Raw genomic sequence first — 16,251 nt, 5'->3', positions numbered from 1 at the left:
ACGGTCGTCGTCAAGCCGGCCGGGCTCAGGCGGGTAGGTGGGCGCGGGCGAAGGTGAGGGTTGCTTCGATCTGCTTGATGCGTTCGTCGGCTACGAGTGAGCCGTGCCCCGCGTCGTACCGGTACACCTCGTGCCGCTTGCCCAGCGAGGCGAGGCGGTTGACGTAGTTGTCGATCTGCCGGATCGGACAGCGGGGGTCGTTCTCGCCTGCGATCACCAGCACCGGTGCGGTGACACGGTCCGCGTAAGTGAGGGGGGAGGACGCCCGGTACCGCTCGGGCACCTCATCGGGTGAGCCGCCGAAGAGCGAGCGGTCGTACGCGCGCAGCGCCTCCATCTCGTCCTCATAGGCTGCGAAGTAGTCCGCCACCGGCATGGTGCTGATGCCGACGGCCCAGTTCCCGGGGCGGGTGCCGAGCCCCAGCAGGGTGAGGTAGCCGCCCCAGGAACGGCCCGACAGGACAAGGCGCTTGGGAGCGGCGAGGCCGCTGGCGACGGCCCATGCGCGGACGGCCTCGATGTCCTCCAGCTCGGTCAGGCCGGGGCGTCCCTCGATCGCGTCCCGCCATCGGGAGCCATAGCCGGTGGAGCCCCGGTAGTTCACCTGGACGACCGCGAAGCCGTGGTCGACCCAGGCGGCGACCACGGGGTCGAAGGCGTCGTCGTCGTAACCGATCGGACCGCCGTGCACCTCGAAGACGCACGGGAGCGGGCCGTCAGCCCCCGGGGGCCGGGAGACCAACGCGTGGATACGGCCCCCGGGGCCCTCCACCCAGGCGTCGGTGACGGGGACGGAGGGCGGAGCCGCCGGTCCCGGCGGGGCCAGCACGGTGCCACCCGAGGTGGACCGGACGACCGGAGGCTGTGCGGCGCTCGACCAGACGAACTCCACGGTGCCGTCCGGGCGGGTCCCGGCTCCCCTGATGACGCCCTTCGGGGTGTCCAGGCGGGTCAGGCCGCGGGCTTCCGCGGTGCCGAGTTCCAGCCGGTAGAGCTCGTCACGGGCGTGATGGGTGTGCCAGATCAGCAACGCCGAGCCGTCCTGGTACCAGGCCGCGCTGACCTCGCCGGGCAGGTCGAGTGCGAGCTCGCGCTGCTCACCGGTGGCGACGTCCCAGAGCATGGGCTCGGGCCTGCTGCGGCGCTCGTGCTCGATGAGTAGCCTGTTGTCACCCGGGACCGGGGAGAACGCCATACCACCGAGGCCCTTGCCCGGGCCGTCCCAGATACCGCCGAGGCCGCGCCCCGCGCCGTCCCACAGGTCCGCGACCACCTTGCCGTCCAGGCTCAACACGCGCACCGCCTTGTGCCGGCTGTCGCCGTGTTCGCTGTGGCCGATCGCGACGAGGGTGTCGTCGGCGGACATGGCCCCCACGTGGGCGTCCGAGGGGTGGGTGTAGAGCGTGCGTGGTTCGGTTCCCGGGCGGCAGACATGCACGGTGGTCCCGCCGGTCACGGAGGTGCCGAGCACGGCGAGGCCGTTGGCGCCGAGGGCGAGGCCGGCCTGGTGGGCGGGGTCCAGGCCGGGCACGGCGCGTTCCTCGTGCTCCCCGCCGAACGGCCGGCGCATCCAGACACCACACTCGTCTCCGCCGGTATCGGCGAACCACCACACCCAGTCGCCGGCCGGGTCGATGAAGCCCAGGGCGGTGCCGTGCGGGCGGTCGGTGAGCCTGCGTCGTGCATCACTCGCCCGGTCCCACTCGTACAACTCCCATGTACCGGTGGCGTTCGACCGGTAGACACAGCGGTCGGGGGCGTCGCGCGCCCAGCGGGGCACCGTCACATGGGCGACTCCGATGCGTGCCTTCCAACGCTCGTCATCGACCCCGTCAACCATCTCAGCCACTGACGACTCCGTCCGCACTCCTGGAACTCCACTTTTCGGCGTCGAACACCGCGCCACGCAGCAGCAGGACGACGGCACACAGACCGGTCACCGCCCCCGCGCAGATCACGGCGCTCGGACTGAACAGCTCTGCCACCGCGCCACCCGCGGCGAAGCCGAGCCCCTGCCAGAACATGAGCCCGGCCGTCTGGAGGCCGAGCGTCCTGGCCCGCAGTTCCTCGGGCACCACCCGGAGCAGCAGCCGGTCCTGGCCGAGCTGGGTGCTGAAGCCCAGGCCGCAGACGAACAGCACAGCGATCGCGGGCACCAGACCCGGGCGGAGCGCGAAGAGGAGCATCGGCACGAACACCAGCAGGGCGGCCGGCCCGATCATGCGGATCTGCCGTTCCTTCGGGACCAGCCAGTTGGTGAGGACCTCGCCGGTCACCGTCCCGAGCGGGATCGCGGTGAGCAGGAGTCCCGCGGCGGTCGCCCCTCCCCCGAGCCCGGCGGTGTACGGCACCGCCAGGGCCTCCGGTATCACTGCCAGTGCGGGGACCGCCCAGCCGAGGAGCAGCATGCGGCGTACGGCCGGGCTCCGCATCACCGCGCCGAGCCCGTTGAGCGAGTCGCGCAGCAGGGAGGTTCGCCCCGTGGTCCCACTGTCGTCGTGGAGCCTTCGTTCCCTGGTCCCCAGCCGCAGCAGGAGGGCCGAGAAGAGGAAGCAGCCCGCGTTGATGAGCAGCATCACCTGCGGCGAGAAGGCCGCCATCAGCAGGCCGCCGACCGCGAATCCGCCCAACTGCGCACCCTGGGCGACCAGTCGCATGAGGCTGCGGCCCGGCACGTAGGCGTCGCCGGGGAGTACGTCGGGCAGGGTTGCCGCGCGGGCGCCGGAGAACACCGGCTCGATCAGGCCGAGGGCGAAGGCCAGCGCCAGCACGGCGGCCACCGGGGTGCCGGACAGCGAGAGGACGAGCACGAGCCCCGCGGAGAGCAGATTGCAGCAGACCAGCAGCCGCCGGGCCGGGAGCCGGTCGATGAGCGCAGACAGCAGGGTGCCGGCGATCAGATGCGGAGCGAGGACCAGCGCGAAGACCAGTGCCGACAGCAGCGACGAGCCGGTGCGGGAGTAGACGAGCATGGCCAGCGCGAAATTCGCGGTGACCGCTCCCGCCATGGAGACGATGTGTGCCGTGAAGATCGCCCGGAATTCGGGTATGCCGAGCGCCGTGCGGTACCTGCTCATGGAGCGAGTTCCAGGGGAAGTTCCGCGAGGGTGCGGACGGTGGCGAGTTTCTTGTGTACCGCGGGACCGGCCGGCTTGATGGTGGTGCCGCGCTCCACCAGTACGGTCAGCAACTCACGCAGGAGCAGATGGGCGAGCAGTGACCCGGTGCAGGCATGGGCGCCGTAGCCGAAGGTGAGATGGTGGTTCGGCCACCGGTCGAGCCGTACCGTGTCAGGGGCGTCGAATTGCTCGGGGTCGCGGTTGGCGGCGGCGAAGAGCATCAGCATTCCCTGGCCGCGGCGCACCTGTACACCGTTGAATTCGATGTCCCGGACGGCCAGCCGGGTGGTTCCCTGGATCGGCGCCTCATAGCGGAAGAACTCGTGAGGCGCCCGGTCGATCGCCTCGGGACTGCCGAGCTGGTCGGCAAGGAGGCTCGCGTCCTTGGACACCACATTCAGCGCGTTGCCGAGGGAGGCCGGTACGGCGGTGAATCCGTTGACGACGAGGGTACGCAGCGAGTTCATCGCTATGTGGCGTGGGACGCCGGCGGCCATGGCGTTGTCCACCAAGGCGCGGATGGGGTGGCCCGCGTCCATCCCGGTCACCCAGCCCTCGATCATCGCGGCCAGTTGACGCTGTGCCGCGACGCCCGGCTCCCTGGCTGCCGGGTTAAGTCCGGAGTCCATGGCCGCGGTGATGGCCTCGGCCATCGGCCGGACGGTGGTCAGGTCGAAGGGCGGAACCCCGATGGCCTCGGGGATGAACCAGCGGGCCAACGGCTCGGTGAACTCGGTGATCGCGTTGAAGGGCCCGTCCGGCCGCGCGTCGAGCACGGCCGCTATGTGGTCCCTGGTGCGGGCGGCGAGGCCGTCCGAGGCCATGTCCCGCAGCGACTCGGCGAGCACTCCGTAGATCGCGGTGTGGTCGGGCGGGTCGATGGTGTGGACGTCCAGCGCGGGGTCGGGGACGGTCTCACCCGCCCGCCGCCAGTCGGCCGCGAAGTTCTCGTGGTCCAGGAGCACTTGGCGGCAGTCCTGGTACGAGGTGAGCACCCAGCTGTCGAGCTTCTGGCTCCACACGGGTGTGCCGGCCGCCCGCAGGGACGCGTACACCGGATAGGGGTCGAGCAGGGTGTGCGGGTCCAGTGGGTGGTATTCGACTGCGGCGTCGGTTGTCATGGCTCTCACTCTCAGCGTTCAGGTTCAGCGTTCTGGAACGTGACGGGCAGCCGGTCCGGATAGCGCAAGGTGGCACGCGGCACCCTGACGGGCGGGGCGGCGAGTCGTGGGGGCACGGGTGCGGCCAGCAGCTCCTGGACGAGTGCCCGGATGATGATCCGGGCGAGGAGTGCGCCCGAGCAGGCATGCGGGCCCCAGCCCAGGGAGAGATGCCGGTTGGGGTGCCGGTCGAGCAGCAGCTCGTTCGGGGACACGAACCGTTCGGGGTCGCGATTGGCGGCGCCGAAGAGCGCCAGCACCAGCTGACCGCGCTCGACGGTGACGCTGTCGATCTTGGTGGTTTCCACGCAGGCACGGGTGGTGCCCTGAACCGGGCCGTCGTACCGGAGGAGTTCCTCCACTCCGGAATCCAACAGGGCGGGATCACGCAGGCGTTCCAGCGCGCCGGGGTGTTCGAGGAGGGCGAGCACGGCGTTGGCGGCCGCGCCGACGGTGGTGCTGAATCCGGCCAGGAAGAGCACGCGCACGTTGTTCCACACCGCGTCGTCCGTGATGCCCGCGGCGCCGGCGCCGTCGAGGACCTGGGTGAGGAGACCCGGCCCGCGGCCGGCGGTGAACCACTCGGCCATGAGCTCGTTGATCCGGCTCCGGGCCGCCATCGCCGGTTCCAGTACCTCGGGCAGCAAACCCGCGTCCATGCCGCGTACGAGCGCGTCGGACGACTCGGCGAAGGCGGCGACCGGCGGGGGGTCCACGCCGAGCAGACGGCACACCGCCTGCAGCGCCACCGGACGGGCAACTTCGGCGGTGAAGTCGAAGGAGGGTGCGTCGGCGAGCCGCTCGAAGACCGCGGCCGTGTCCCGGACCGCGAAGGCCGCGATCCCGTCGAGGTCCTGGTCGCGGAAGGCAGTGGTGAACAGCCTGCGGACCGGTGTGTGGTCGGGCGGGTCGAGTTCCTGCATGCTCAACGCCGCGGTGGGCGGCGCCTCATGCCCCGCCCTGCGCCAGTCGCTGGCGAAGCCGTCCACATCGCTGAGCACCCTGTGACAATCCGAGTAGCGCGTCACGATCCACGAGCCGAAGCGCTCACTCCAAAAAACCGGCGAATTCTCCCGCAGCCGCTCATAAACGGGATACGGATCGGCCACCGTGGCCGCATCAAGCGGATCGTAGTCAGACACATTCCGTCCCGAGCGAGTGAGATGAACACGAGACCCACGCAAATCAAAAGTCGCGCGGGCCGGGGTCCAGAAACCCCGGCCGACGCCTCATTTACCTCAGTACGCGTAACGCATGATGGCACCCCCTTGCCGTAGCGCGACGGCCCATTACAAACGGAATCCACAAATCCGCGAAGGGGAATCTGAATTTCCGCTCCAAGGGCAACCGGCGAACTCCCGCCGGACGCCAAGACTCTATTCACATGGGAATTCGTCGCACGAGACACCCGATTTGACCGCAATAGTAGATTGCTGAGCTAGGGAAGGTTTTGAGCCATCGCCAAAAACCCACAAAGTTGTGCGCATCGACGCCGAAACGTGACCCACATCACGCGTCGCAGTGATGCCTATCGGCCACCGAGGCCGAATAACACTCACGGAATGAGTAATTCGACCTTGCCAAAATGCCGAAACCGGTCTGCCGACTCGCCGGTTCGCTGTGGCGTGAGCGCTCGCCCCTGAGCGCTCGACCGCGAGCCCCTGCTGCCGCCTTGTCCGGAGAGACCGCTGGGGCCGGCCCGCTCCGTGGCGGCCCGGCGGTGACTCCCCCGCGGCCCGGCGGTGACTCCCCCGCGGCCCGGCGGTGACTCCTTGCGGTCCGGGCAGTCGGTCGGACCTCCGACGACGGACTCGACGTCCGGCATCACCGACCCCGTCCACGGCCGACATCGGGTCCGCGGGTGACGTCGTGGACACGCATGCTCGCCGCGCCGGACGACGAACGCACCACGCCCTCCCGGGAATACCGCGCCTCACCTGCGGAGAAGGAAACGGGAAACAGCACCGTCCGCCTTGTCCGTCCGGCCGGGGCTGCTGCACGCTTTCGTGCGCACCCCGTTCGCCCGGATGGACGGTCATGGAGGTTCCCGTGCCACAACCGTCCCTCGAGTTCGGCGAGGAACTGAGGAAACGGCGTTTGGACGCCGGACTCAGCCTCACCGCGCTGTCTTCCGTCGTGCACTACAGCAAGGCGCAGTTGAGCAAGGTCGAACGAGGCATCAAGGCGCCCAGCCGCGATCTCGCCCGGCTGTGCGACGCCGCCCTCCGGGCCGGCGGAGCACTGATCGCGCTGGTCGCCACATCCGGTGCCGGCACACCGGATGAACCGCCACCAGGCGGAATCGATGAGGAGGAGTGGACGATGCAACTGTCACCGGACGGCTCAGGCTGGTTCCAGCCCCTGGGCCGCCGCCAGGTCGTGGCCGCCGGCGCCGCCTCGTTGATGAGATGGCAGACCAGCGGTGCGGGGCCGGTCCCGCAGGCAACGGGGGCCGGAATGCTGGAGGCGTCCCGCTCCCTGTTCACGCACTATCGGCGGCTCGGCCAGAGCGTCGAGCCCGGCGTCCTTCTCCCCGGCTTGATCGCGCAGACCCACACGCTGCGGGGACTCTCGGCGCACGCCGATTCCCGCGCCCGCGGGGAGCTGCTCGCACTCGGCTCCCGGTACGCCGAATACGTCGGATGGCTGGTGCAGGAGACCGGAGACGAACCGGCGGCACTGTGGTGGACCCAGCGTGCGGTGGACCTTGCCGCCGCCGGCGGTGACCGGGCGCTGGCCGGCTATGCCCTGGTCCGCCGGGCGTTGGTCACGATGTACCAGGACGACGCCGAGCAGACGGTCGCGCTGGCACAGCGGGCGCAGAGCGGCACGCTCCCGCCCCGGATCCGCGGGCTCGCCGCACAGCGCGAGGCACAGGGCCATGCGCTCGCGGGCGACCGCGACGCCTGTCAACGGGCCCTGGACAGGGCTCGGGTGCTGCTCGCCGGCCAGGATGACCATCCCGGCGCGCCGGTGATCGGCCCCATGCATCTGCCCGACTCGGTCGGCATGGTCACCGGCTGGTGTCTGTTCGACCTGGGCTGCCCGCGGGAGGCGGCCGAGGAACTGAACCGGCAGCTCGCTTCGGTCTCCCCCGACGCGGTACGGACGCAGGTGCGTTACGGCGTACGCCGGGCGCTCGCCTACGCGGCGGACGGCGAGATCGACCATGCCTGCACCTTGACCAAGTCACTGCTCGATGGGGTGGCGGCCGTACGCTCCGCGACCGTCACGATCGATCTCCGGCGTCTCGCCCGCGTCCTGGCCCGCCATTCGGATCACGCTCCGGTGCGCCAACTGGCCCCGCGCTTAGGAACGTTGACCCCCTTCACCCATTCCTGAGGAGGAACCCCCATGGCCGATGTGTTCATCAACTACCGGACGGGCGACGGCAATGAAACCGCCGCCCTGATCGACAACGAACTCTCCAACCGCTTCGGGAAGGACCGCGCCTTCCGCGCCTCGAAGTCCATCCCTCCTGGCACCCCCTATCCCGGCGCCCTGCTCACGAGTTTGCGCCGCAGCGCACTGCTTCTGGCGGTGATCGGGGCCGACTGGATCAACTTCCGGGCCAGGCTCGGCGACCCGGAGGACTGGGTGCGGAAGGAGATCCTGGAGGCGTTCGCCTGCGGGGTCCCGGTGATCCCCGTCCTGGCGGGCAGGACGACGGAACGCCTGAAGAAGGACGATCTGCCGGACGAGCTGGCGCGGCTGGCCGAGCTGCAGTCCGTGCGGCTGGACACGCAGAACGCCGGAACCGATCTGAAGCGCCTCGGTGACCTGGTGGCCGAGATGGTTCCCGAGCTGCATGACCTCGAACACGCCGAGGCACCGGCCCCCGACCCTGGCTCGGTGTCCAACTCGGCCGGTGACATCCACGGAACGGCGGTGCAGAGCCGGGACTTCACCGGAGACGTCGGCGGCACCGTTATCAAGGGCTCGACCGGCCCCGTGCACTCCGGCAACGGCAACCTCTATCAGAATTCCCGCCATGTGTCGGGCGGCCGGCACTACTCGGGCGACGGCATGACGAATGTCGAAGGTGACCATCACGGTGACATCCGGCACCGGTTCGGCGGTCGGCAGCAGGACGAGGACGACGAGCGGTGAACGAAACGTTCACACGGATCGACCATTCCACCGGCTCGGTGCATGCCGGCTACGGCGATATGCACAACCACAACTACGTCTATAACAGCTACACGACAAGCCCGTTCGGGCAACAGAAGGCCCCCCGAAGTCCCCGCCGCATCGCCGACGACCAACTCCGCCTGCTCAGACAGCGGTTCGTCGACCCCAAGGGGATGGGCGAGGCACGCCGTCTGCTGGCGGAGCACAGCACCGTGCTCCTGCATGGCCGGCCGGGGAGCGGCAGAACCGCCGCGGCACGCGTCCTGTTGTACGAACTTCACCGGGACTCCGGCATCTTCCGCGAATTGCTGCCCGGCGACGAAGGAGAGGCCACCCTCACGGATCCCGGGCTGGTCGGCGCCGGTGACCGGCTGCTACTGGACCTTGCCGAGGCCGACGGCACCGTATGGAGGAACCGCAGGGATCTCTCGGCGCTCCGCAAAGCCGTACACGAACAGCAGGCCCACCTGGTGGTCGTCATGCCGTACGACGGCACCCTGGAATCCGACCTCCGGTTCTACCGTGCCGAAATATCCCGCCCTCCTGCCCAGGAGGTGTTCCGGCGCCACCTACGACTCCATCAGATACCGCATGAGGAGTACCTGCAATCCGCGCCCGCATGGGCGGATTTCCTGGACGAGCAGCCTTCGCTCGAAGAGATCGCGGACTTCGCGGACCGCGTGCGGCGGGCCCGCACGGAGCATCGGAGGCCCGACGATTTCGCCGGCTGGTGCGAGCAGGCTCGTGACGCGCGAAAGGCCTGGCGACAAGAGGTCGCCGGCCTCGTCGCCGAGCGGTGTGAGGTGTCGCAGCGAGCCTTGCTGTGCACCACCGCCATGCTGCACGGCGCGCACGCCGACGTGATCCACCACGCCACCGACCTCCTGCTCCGCACCCTCAAGACCCCGCGGAGCACGCTTTCCTCCATCGAAGGCAAGGACCTCGCCGAGCGACTGAAGGAGATCTCCGCGTCGGCCGGGCGGGACGGCCACGTACGGTTCGACCAGCTGGACTTCGACGCCGCCGTTCGCGCCCACTTCTGGGACCACCTGCCCGACCTCAGGCGCCCTCTCAGCACCTGGGCCGTCCGGACCGCGGAGCTGGTCGATCCGCACGTCACCCCGGACCTCCGCGGAGAGCTGGTACACCGGCTCGCCGACCAGTATCTGCGCACCGGGAAGTGGAGGGAGCTTGCGAACCTGGCCGAGGAATGGGCCGCCGCCGACACCACGAGCCGGGCTGGTCCGGAGGCAGCCGTCCACGCACTGACCTGCGGCCTGGAGCACAAGCAGTACGGCGGGGATTTCCGGCAGCTGATCCGTACATGGTGCAGGGACAAGCAACTGTCGGGAGAGCTCGCGTACGTCCTGCTCCGCGTCTGCACCGACGTGATCGCACCGACGCATCCCGACCAGGCGATGGTTCGGCTGCACCACCTCGCCCGCCGTGAGCGCGGTGCCACGCCCGCGCTGGACGCCCTGAGCGATTTGGTGACGACGAGCAGCAGGCTCAGGCGCCGCATGCTCGCCCGCCTCACCCGGAATTCGTCCGTGCCGGCCGCTGACGCCCGTCTCTTCCTGCGGATCTGCGACCCGGTGCCGCTGACGGACCCGGGCGGCGCACCCCGCGCGCTGGCGGACGAGGACTACCTGCAGGGCTGTGTGACCCTCGGCTGGCGGGAGGTGTTCGCCCGGCTGCCGCAGTCGTACTGGCAGCCGTACGCGCAGCGCTGGCTGCACACCGCGTCCGACACCGGCGATCGCCACGACCTGCTGCTCGACTTGCTGGTCGACGCCGCCGCCGGGGACGGCAAACGCCTCGCGACGCTGTACGCCGTGGCCCGCTCAGCGGAACCCACCGCCTCCGGTGGCCCGGCACGCGGCGTCGCCACCACCGACCGCCTGCTCCAGAAGATCTCCGTGGCGCAGGGCCTTGGCCCGTCAGCCGCACGCTCTCGACCGACACCACCCAGGGGGACCGCACCATGACGACCGGCTGCAAGACGACGACCGTCTTCCTCACCATCCTGTGCGCTCTGCTGCTGACGATCCTCGGCCTGACGCAGGAGTGGCCCCCCTGGGCCTGGGCGACCCTCGCCGTTCTCCTCGTCGCAGTGCCCGCGGCAGCCTTCAGGATCGCTGCGAGGCGGCGGGGCTCCGTACCCGTCGATGTCGAGGAGCAACGCACCGCGGTGCCCATCGAACGCAGGGAACAGCGCGTCAGCAACGTGGCGGTGCCCAGCCAGTGGGCCGACTACGACTTCCTGTTCTCCGCGACCGTACGGTGGTACCCCGTCGATGCCCCCGGCGACGGTCCCGTCGTCAGCCCGGCGGGCCTCGCCGTCGAAGCGGTGCTGGACCGCGCCCGCGCGCTCACGGAGCGGCGGGAGCCCGGCCGGGCCTCACTCGTCCAGCACGAGCTGAGTGGCGCACTCGGCACGATGCGCCCGGACCGCACCGGCCACCTCCAGGTCATGGCGGAGGCTGTCACGCTCACCTTGCGCGAACACGATCAGGAGCGGTTGGACAAGCTCGCTGAAGTGCGCAAGGACAAGGCGGTCTGGGAACACCAGCGGAAGTACGAGCAGAGCAAGCGCGAGTACCTGGGCGAGGACGTGCTCAAGGACACCGGCAGCGCAGTGGTCTGGTGGCTCGCGAAGAACGACGATCACGTGGAGAAGACCGTGGCGGACCTCGGTCTGCTCGCCCAGCTCACGTCCGCCGCCAACGACACCGATGTGCCCCAACGACTGCGGGACTTCATCCCTCAGCCGCAGGGCGAGCGGCCCGACCTGAAAGCCATGGACGCACCACCCGCCTCGTTCGAACGCGAGCCGACAGCCGCTGACCACTTCGAAGCCTTCCTCGCCGGCATGGGCTTCACGGACGGAGATGTCCGGCGGGGGATGCTGGCCAAGCAGATCGCCGAGATCATCAAGACACAGGACCGAAACGAGACGGCCGAGGAACTGCTGAGGAGGTTCGACCCGCCGGCGAGCTACGCACCGGATGACGATGCGAGCGACGGCACGCCTCCCGGACTCTGACCTTCCCTCAGGAGACACAAAGCGGAGCTGACACAGGGTTCGGGACGCGTCGGTAGGTGATCAGGCAGCAGGCCAAATTTCGCACGCCTGCCCGAGGGGGATCACCTGGGGTGTGCGGCATGACGCTGCAACTTGTGCAGGTGAACTTCAAGGCCCGGGACGACTCGGCGCTCGGCCAGTTCTGGGCGGAGGCGCTCGGCTGGGGTGTTTCCAGCGAAGGGCCCGGCGTCACCAACCTGGAACCCGTGGGCTTCGACTGGCCGGACCCGTCCGCCCTCTGCATCGATCTCGTCCGCGTCCCGGACCCGGAGACGGTGCAGTACCGCGTCGTCCTGGCCGACCCGGCAGGCAACGAGTTCTGCGTCCTCGGCCGAGGCTGACGCGGAACCTCATGGCGGTGCGGCAGTGCGTCGCCTGATGGGCCAGCGCCTGATTCCCGCGATCAGGAGGTGACCAAGGCGGTCAGCCCGTAGTCCAGCTCTGCACCGTCGACGAACAGCGCCTCGACCGTGCGCGTACTGGGGTCGATGTCGGCCGCCATCCCGTGCGTGGAAGTCATGGACGCGCCGCCCGCTAGTGGTTCGCGTAGCCCAGCGTCTCCGACAGGCGTTTGCAGGCCGACAACACCGCCTCGATCACGGGCGGATGCGCCTCCGGCGGCAGCCGCATCGTCGGGGCCGAGATGTTGACAGCGGCGACCGGGACACCACGGAAGTCGCGTACGGGCGCCGCCACCGCGGTCATGCCCGGCTCGCGCTCCTCGATGGACACCACGTAACCGGCCCGTCGCTCCTCGTGAAGTCGCTCCAACAGGGCCGGGACGGTACGGGGTGCGCGCTCGCTGCCGGGCAGTGGCTCTCCCGTCGCGTCCGCGGCCGCGAAGAGTGCGACCACCTCATCGTCCGGCAGGCCCAGCAGCAGGGCGCGTCCGCTGGACGTGCAGTTCAGCGGGGACGTCTGGCCGACCCGCTCGTGCACTTGCAGCGTGCGGACCGGGCGCTCCGACAGCACCGTCACCGCCGCGTTCCCGGCCAGCGTCGTGAGGTGCGCCGACTCGCCCAGCTGCTGTACGAGGGCGCGCAGCACGCGCGGCGCCTCTGCCGGAGCGGATTCTCCTCGGCCGCGGCGGCGAGGGCGAAGAACTGCCAGCCCAGCCGGTACTCCATCGTTTCGGGGTCACGCACCGCGAAACCCTCTTCGGCCAGCACCTTCAAGGTGCGCGAGACCTGCGTCTTCTCCCTGCCGATCGCGTGTGCCATCGCCTGTACCCGCATCGGCCCCTGCCCGAGGGCGCGCAGGACTTCCAGGGCTCGCTTGACGCTACTCAGGCTGTCGTTACTCACAGCTCAACCTTCCCCTAACCGTGCGTATAGCGCAACAGTAGTTGTTGCATGCGCACCGACGACGTAATGTCGACCTGCATGTGTGGCATAGCTGCGATTTACCACCGGTCCTCCAAGGACTCCGACCCCCTCCATACGTGCGCCGCGGGCCAGAAGATGCTCACCGGCATCAGGCACCGCGGCCCCGACGAAAGTGACCACTGGCTCCTCGGGCATTCCGCCTGGCTCGGTCACACCCGGCTGTCGATCGTGGACCTCGACGGCGGTCGGCAGCCCCTCGGCCGGCAGGACGGCTGGGCCCTCGTCTGCAACGGTGAGATCTACAACCACGCCGACCTCCGCGCCGACCTCGGCGAGGCCGCCCACTTCGCCACCTCCTCCGACAGCGAGTCGGCCCTCGCCCTGCTGAAGCTGCACGGCCCCTCCGCCCTCGACCGCCTCCACGGCATGTGGGCCCTGTGCGCCGCAACCCCCGACGGCCGCTTCGTCGCCGCCCGTGACCGCATCGGCATCAAGCCCCTCTACTGGGCACAGCGGGACGAGACCATCTGGTTCGCCTCCGAGCTGCGCGCCTTCCCGCGCGAAGTCCAGCCCGTCGTCGAGGCATTCCCGCCCGGCTGCTACTGGACGCCCGAGACCGGCCTCGTACGGTTCGCCCACGCCGTCCCGAGCGTCGGCGCACCCGGCGGCGAAGCTGCCGAGGACTGGCTGCAGTTGGCGCCCGAGATCGCCGAGAAGGCCACCCACGAGGTCCTCGTGGACTCCGTACGCCGTCACCTCATGGCCGACGTCGACGTCGGCGTGTTCCTCTCCGGAGGGCTCGACTCCAGCCTGGTCGCCGCCATCGCCGCCCGCGAATACGCGAAGCGCGGCAAGACGCTGAAGACCTTCGCCGTCGGCACGGACGGCTCGCCCGACCTGCTCGCGGCCCGCGAGGCGGCGGCATTCCTCGGCACCGAACACCACGAGGCCGTCTTCGACGCCGAGCAGGCGGCCGCCGTCGTGGACGAGGTCGTCGCCTCGGTCGAGTCCTTCGACGCCAGCCTCATCCGCAGCGCCGTGCCCAACTGGTTCCTCGCGGAGCTGGCCTCCCGGCACGTCAAGGCGGTGCTGACCGGCGAGGGCGCGGACGAGCTGTTCGCCGGGTACGCCTACTACCACAGCGCACACACCGACCCTGCCGCACTCGACGCCGAACTGGCCCGCACCCTCGGCAACCTCCACGGCCTGAATCTCCAGCGCTGCGACCGCGTCACCATGGCCCACGGCCTTGAGGCACGCGTTCCGTTCCTCGACGCGCAGGTCATCGCGCACGCCGTGTCGCTGCCGCCCGAGCTGAAGGGGCTTGAACCGGACGGCATGGAGAAGGGGCACCTGCGCCGGGCCTTCACCGGGTGGCTGCCCGAGCAGCTGCTCTGGCGCCGCAAGGTGCAGTTCGGTACGGGCAGCGGCGCACAGGACGTGCTCGCGCCGCGACCGGGAGCCGGGGACCACGACCGGGTCTCCGATGCGGAAGCGTCGGAGAGGGGCCTTCGGACCGAGGAGGAGAGGGCCTACTACCGGGCCTTCCGGCGGGCGCTGCCGGACGTACGGCCGGAAGCCGTACTGACGAGGTTCGCCACGGCCTGACACTCGGGCCGATCCGCCTTCCCCGATTCCTGCTCGAACTGCCGCAAGAATCAGGCGGGTCGGCCCCCAGGGGCCGCCATGCGCTCTCCGGCCGAGGCGGTGGTCGCGAGCGGCAGAACTGCAGCGTTCATCGCGCACACGTCGCCGGTGCACGTGCGGTACCCGCCAGCGTTCGCGGTCGGTGTCGCCCGGCTCCGGCAACAGTGACCAGGACCCCTGGCTGACGGTAGGTCAGGTAAGACCTGCGGAACCGCCCTGAGGGCTCCTGTTTCAGCGGTGTGTGCGGTGTCACGCACCCCAAAAGCCGCCTAAGTTGCGTGCATCACAGCGGAAATGTCCCTTTGGTGTCCATGCTCGAAACGGATACCGCATCACGAAGTGGAACTTATCGGCAACTCTTGGGCGCGAAGCCCAAAGTGACCCATGCCACAGCACTCGGGGCATTCCTGCTTGTTTCCCCCTGGAAAGGTGCCGCATTATGGCCGCTTACCTCTGTCCTCCTGCCGTGATACACGGCGAGCACCACGTGCAGACCAGCCAGATCGTGGCGGAGGTGCGCGACCGGCATCCGCACGCGGCGTGGGCGCCGCGGATCGACGGCATCGCGGCCAGCACGGGCATCGAGACACGCGGGTGGATGCTGCCGCTGGAGGCCGCCGTCGCGCCCGGCAACGGCAGCGGCCTGCGGGCTGTCGGCATCGGGGCGGCCCAAGAGGCGTTGGCCCGCGACGGGTTCACCCAGCAGGACGTGGACCGCGTGATCGCCGCACTTGAGGCGATACCTGCGCCGCAGACCGTCCAGGAGCGCACCGCGCCGGCCTGGGAGGCCGTGCAGTCCTACGGAGAGCGTGCGGCGCGCGGGGCCCTGCAGATCGCCGGGCTGGACGTCGCAGACATCGACTGCCTGATCACCAGTCACTCCACCACCCCGGCGCTGCCGGGTCTGGACATCGCCCTGGCCAACAAGCTTCCGCTCCGCAACCACGTGATGCTGCTGCCGGCCACGCAGTGGGCCTGTATAGCGGGGACCCGCTCCCTGGCGCTGGCGGCGGATCTCGTGGCCGCGGACCCCGACCGGGTGGTCCTGGTCGTGATCGCGGAGGCGCTGAGCACGACCTACCAGCCCTCGGACGACACTCTGGAGTCCCTGATCGTCCGGATGCTGTTCGCGGACACCGCGGTCGCCGCGGTGGTCACGGGCCGCCCGAGGCGCGAGTCGGTGCTGCGGCTGGACGCCGCCTGGCACCACACCCTTCCCGGCACCCAAGACCTGCACCGCCTGGAGACGCGGGCGGACGGCACCCACTTCGTGATGGACCGGCGCGGGCCGCGCGCCGTACAGGAGACGGTCACCGCGATGTGGGAGTGGCTGCGCGTCCGTTACCAGGACGACCCCGACTCCTGGCACCCCGACGTGCTGCTGGCGCACCCCGGCGGGACCCGGGTGCTGGAATACATGGAGCAGACGATGCCCGACGCGTGGCCGTCAGGGCTGCTGGACCACAGCCGCGACAGCTACACCAGCGGCAACCGCGGCGGCGCCGCCGTGTTCGACATCATGCGGCGGGCGCACGACGCCGGGCAGAAGCCGGGCAGTCGCGCCGTCCTGTACGCGGCGGCACCGGGCCTCACCGCCACCGCCCTGGAAGGAGAGTGGCTGTAGTGCGAGCCGCGCCACCCGTACCGGCAAAACGGGCCCTCCGTCTCACCGGTCACGCCACCGGTGGCGCCGAGGGCGCCGTCGGTGGCGCCGGGTGACGCAGGCGCCGCCCTCACCCTCGCTGCGCTCCCCTGCGCCGGCCGCTCCCCCGCCCCCCGGCTGC

The 16,251-nt window shown here is 70.0% G+C and carries 12 protein-coding genes and 1 pseudogene; 7 read left to right on the top strand and 6 right to left on the bottom strand.

The window, feature by feature from the left end; genetic code table 11:
• Positions 1-25 precede the first annotated feature (25 nt).
• The 4 genes from BKA18_RS32410 to BKA18_RS32395 are packed head-to-tail and all read right to left on the bottom strand — an operon-like array spanning position 26 to position 5,280.
• Positions 26-1,840: a S9 family peptidase gene (locus tag BKA18_RS32410; protein WP_366046454.1), complete on the bottom strand. Its 1,815-nt coding sequence runs from the start codon at positions 1,838-1,840 to the stop codon at positions 26-28.
• A gap of 1 nt (position 1,841) precedes the next feature.
• Positions 1,842-3,077, bottom strand: a complete 1,236-nt coding sequence (locus tag BKA18_RS32405; RefSeq protein ID WP_366046318.1) for an MFS transporter — start codon at positions 3,075-3,077, stop codon at positions 1,842-1,844.
• Complete coding sequence (locus BKA18_RS32400) at positions 3,074-4,240, bottom strand: cytochrome P450 (protein ID WP_366046317.1); 1,167 nt, start codon at positions 4,238-4,240, stop codon at positions 3,074-3,076. The genes BKA18_RS32405 and BKA18_RS32400 overlap by 4 nt, the downstream gene beginning before the upstream one ends.
• Before the next feature lie 11 nt (positions 4,241-4,251).
• Positions 4,252-5,280 (bottom strand): cytochrome P450, encoded by a 1,029-nt coding sequence (locus BKA18_RS32395; RefSeq protein ID WP_429638727.1) that lies wholly within the window; start codon positions 5,278-5,280, stop codon positions 4,252-4,254.
• 1,096 nt (positions 5,281-6,376) lie between these two features.
• Between BKA18_RS32395 and BKA18_RS32390 the strand changes: the two genes are divergently transcribed.
• From BKA18_RS32390 to BKA18_RS32370, 5 genes and pseudogenes are all read left to right on the top strand, one after another.
• Positions 6,377-7,621 (top strand): helix-turn-helix domain-containing protein, encoded by a 1,245-nt coding sequence (locus BKA18_RS32390; RefSeq protein ID WP_488169146.1) that lies wholly within the window; start codon positions 6,377-6,379, stop codon positions 7,619-7,621.
• Between the two features lie 12 nt (positions 7,622-7,633).
• A complete protein-coding gene (locus BKA18_RS32385) occupies positions 7,634-8,389 on the top strand; it encodes a toll/interleukin-1 receptor domain-containing protein (protein WP_366046314.1) in 756 nt (251 codons plus the stop codon).
• Positions 8,386-10,398 carry a hypothetical protein gene (locus tag BKA18_RS32380; protein WP_366046313.1) on the top strand — a complete coding sequence of 671 codons (2,013 nt, stop codon included), beginning with the start codon at positions 8,386-8,388 and terminating at the stop codon, positions 10,396-10,398. Before BKA18_RS32385 ends, BKA18_RS32380 begins: the two co-directional genes overlap by 4 nt.
• Entirely contained in the window at positions 10,395-11,456 is a 1,062-nt protein-coding gene (locus BKA18_RS32375; protein WP_366046312.1) for a hypothetical protein, read from the top strand. Before BKA18_RS32380 ends, BKA18_RS32375 begins: the two co-directional genes overlap by 4 nt.
• 119 nt (positions 11,457-11,575) lie before the next feature.
• A pseudogene (locus tag BKA18_RS32370) lies at positions 11,576-11,785 on the top strand (VOC family protein); the annotation flags it as partial.
• 244 nt (positions 11,786-12,029) lie between these two features.
• On the opposite strand, the gene BKA18_RS32365 reads toward BKA18_RS32370, so the two are convergent.
• Positions 12,030-12,542, bottom strand: a complete 513-nt coding sequence (locus BKA18_RS32365; protein ID WP_366046311.1) for an IclR family transcriptional regulator — start codon at positions 12,540-12,542, stop codon at positions 12,030-12,032.
• Positions 12,470-12,799 carry a helix-turn-helix domain-containing protein gene (locus tag BKA18_RS32360; protein ID WP_366046310.1) on the bottom strand — a complete coding sequence of 110 codons (330 nt, stop codon included), beginning with the start codon at positions 12,797-12,799 and terminating at the stop codon, positions 12,470-12,472. Before BKA18_RS32360 ends, BKA18_RS32365 begins: the two co-directional genes overlap by 73 nt.
• A 78-nt stretch (positions 12,800-12,877) precedes the next feature.
• On the opposite strand from BKA18_RS32360, the gene asnB reads away from it, so the two are divergent.
• Both asnB and BKA18_RS32350 read left to right on the top strand, forming a co-directional pair.
• Positions 12,878-14,428 carry an asparagine synthase (glutamine-hydrolyzing) gene (gene asnB / locus BKA18_RS32355; RefSeq protein ID WP_366046309.1) on the top strand — a complete coding sequence of 517 codons (1,551 nt, stop codon included), beginning with the start codon at positions 12,878-12,880 and terminating at the stop codon, positions 14,426-14,428.
• A 478-nt stretch (positions 14,429-14,906) separates the two neighbouring features.
• Positions 14,907-16,091, top strand: coding sequence for a beta-ketoacyl-[acyl-carrier-protein] synthase family protein (locus BKA18_RS32350; protein ID WP_366046308.1), 1,185 nt, complete (start codon positions 14,907-14,909; stop codon positions 16,089-16,091).
• Positions 16,092-16,251 lie beyond the last annotated feature (160 nt).

It is taken from the genome of Streptomyces auratus (assembly GCF_050433025.1).
Lineage (GTDB): Bacteria > Actinomycetota > Actinomycetes > Streptomycetales > Streptomycetaceae > Streptomyces > Streptomyces sioyaensis.
The sequence above is the reverse complement of the archived record's forward strand: the minus strand, read 5'-3'. Positions and strand labels throughout refer to the sequence as shown.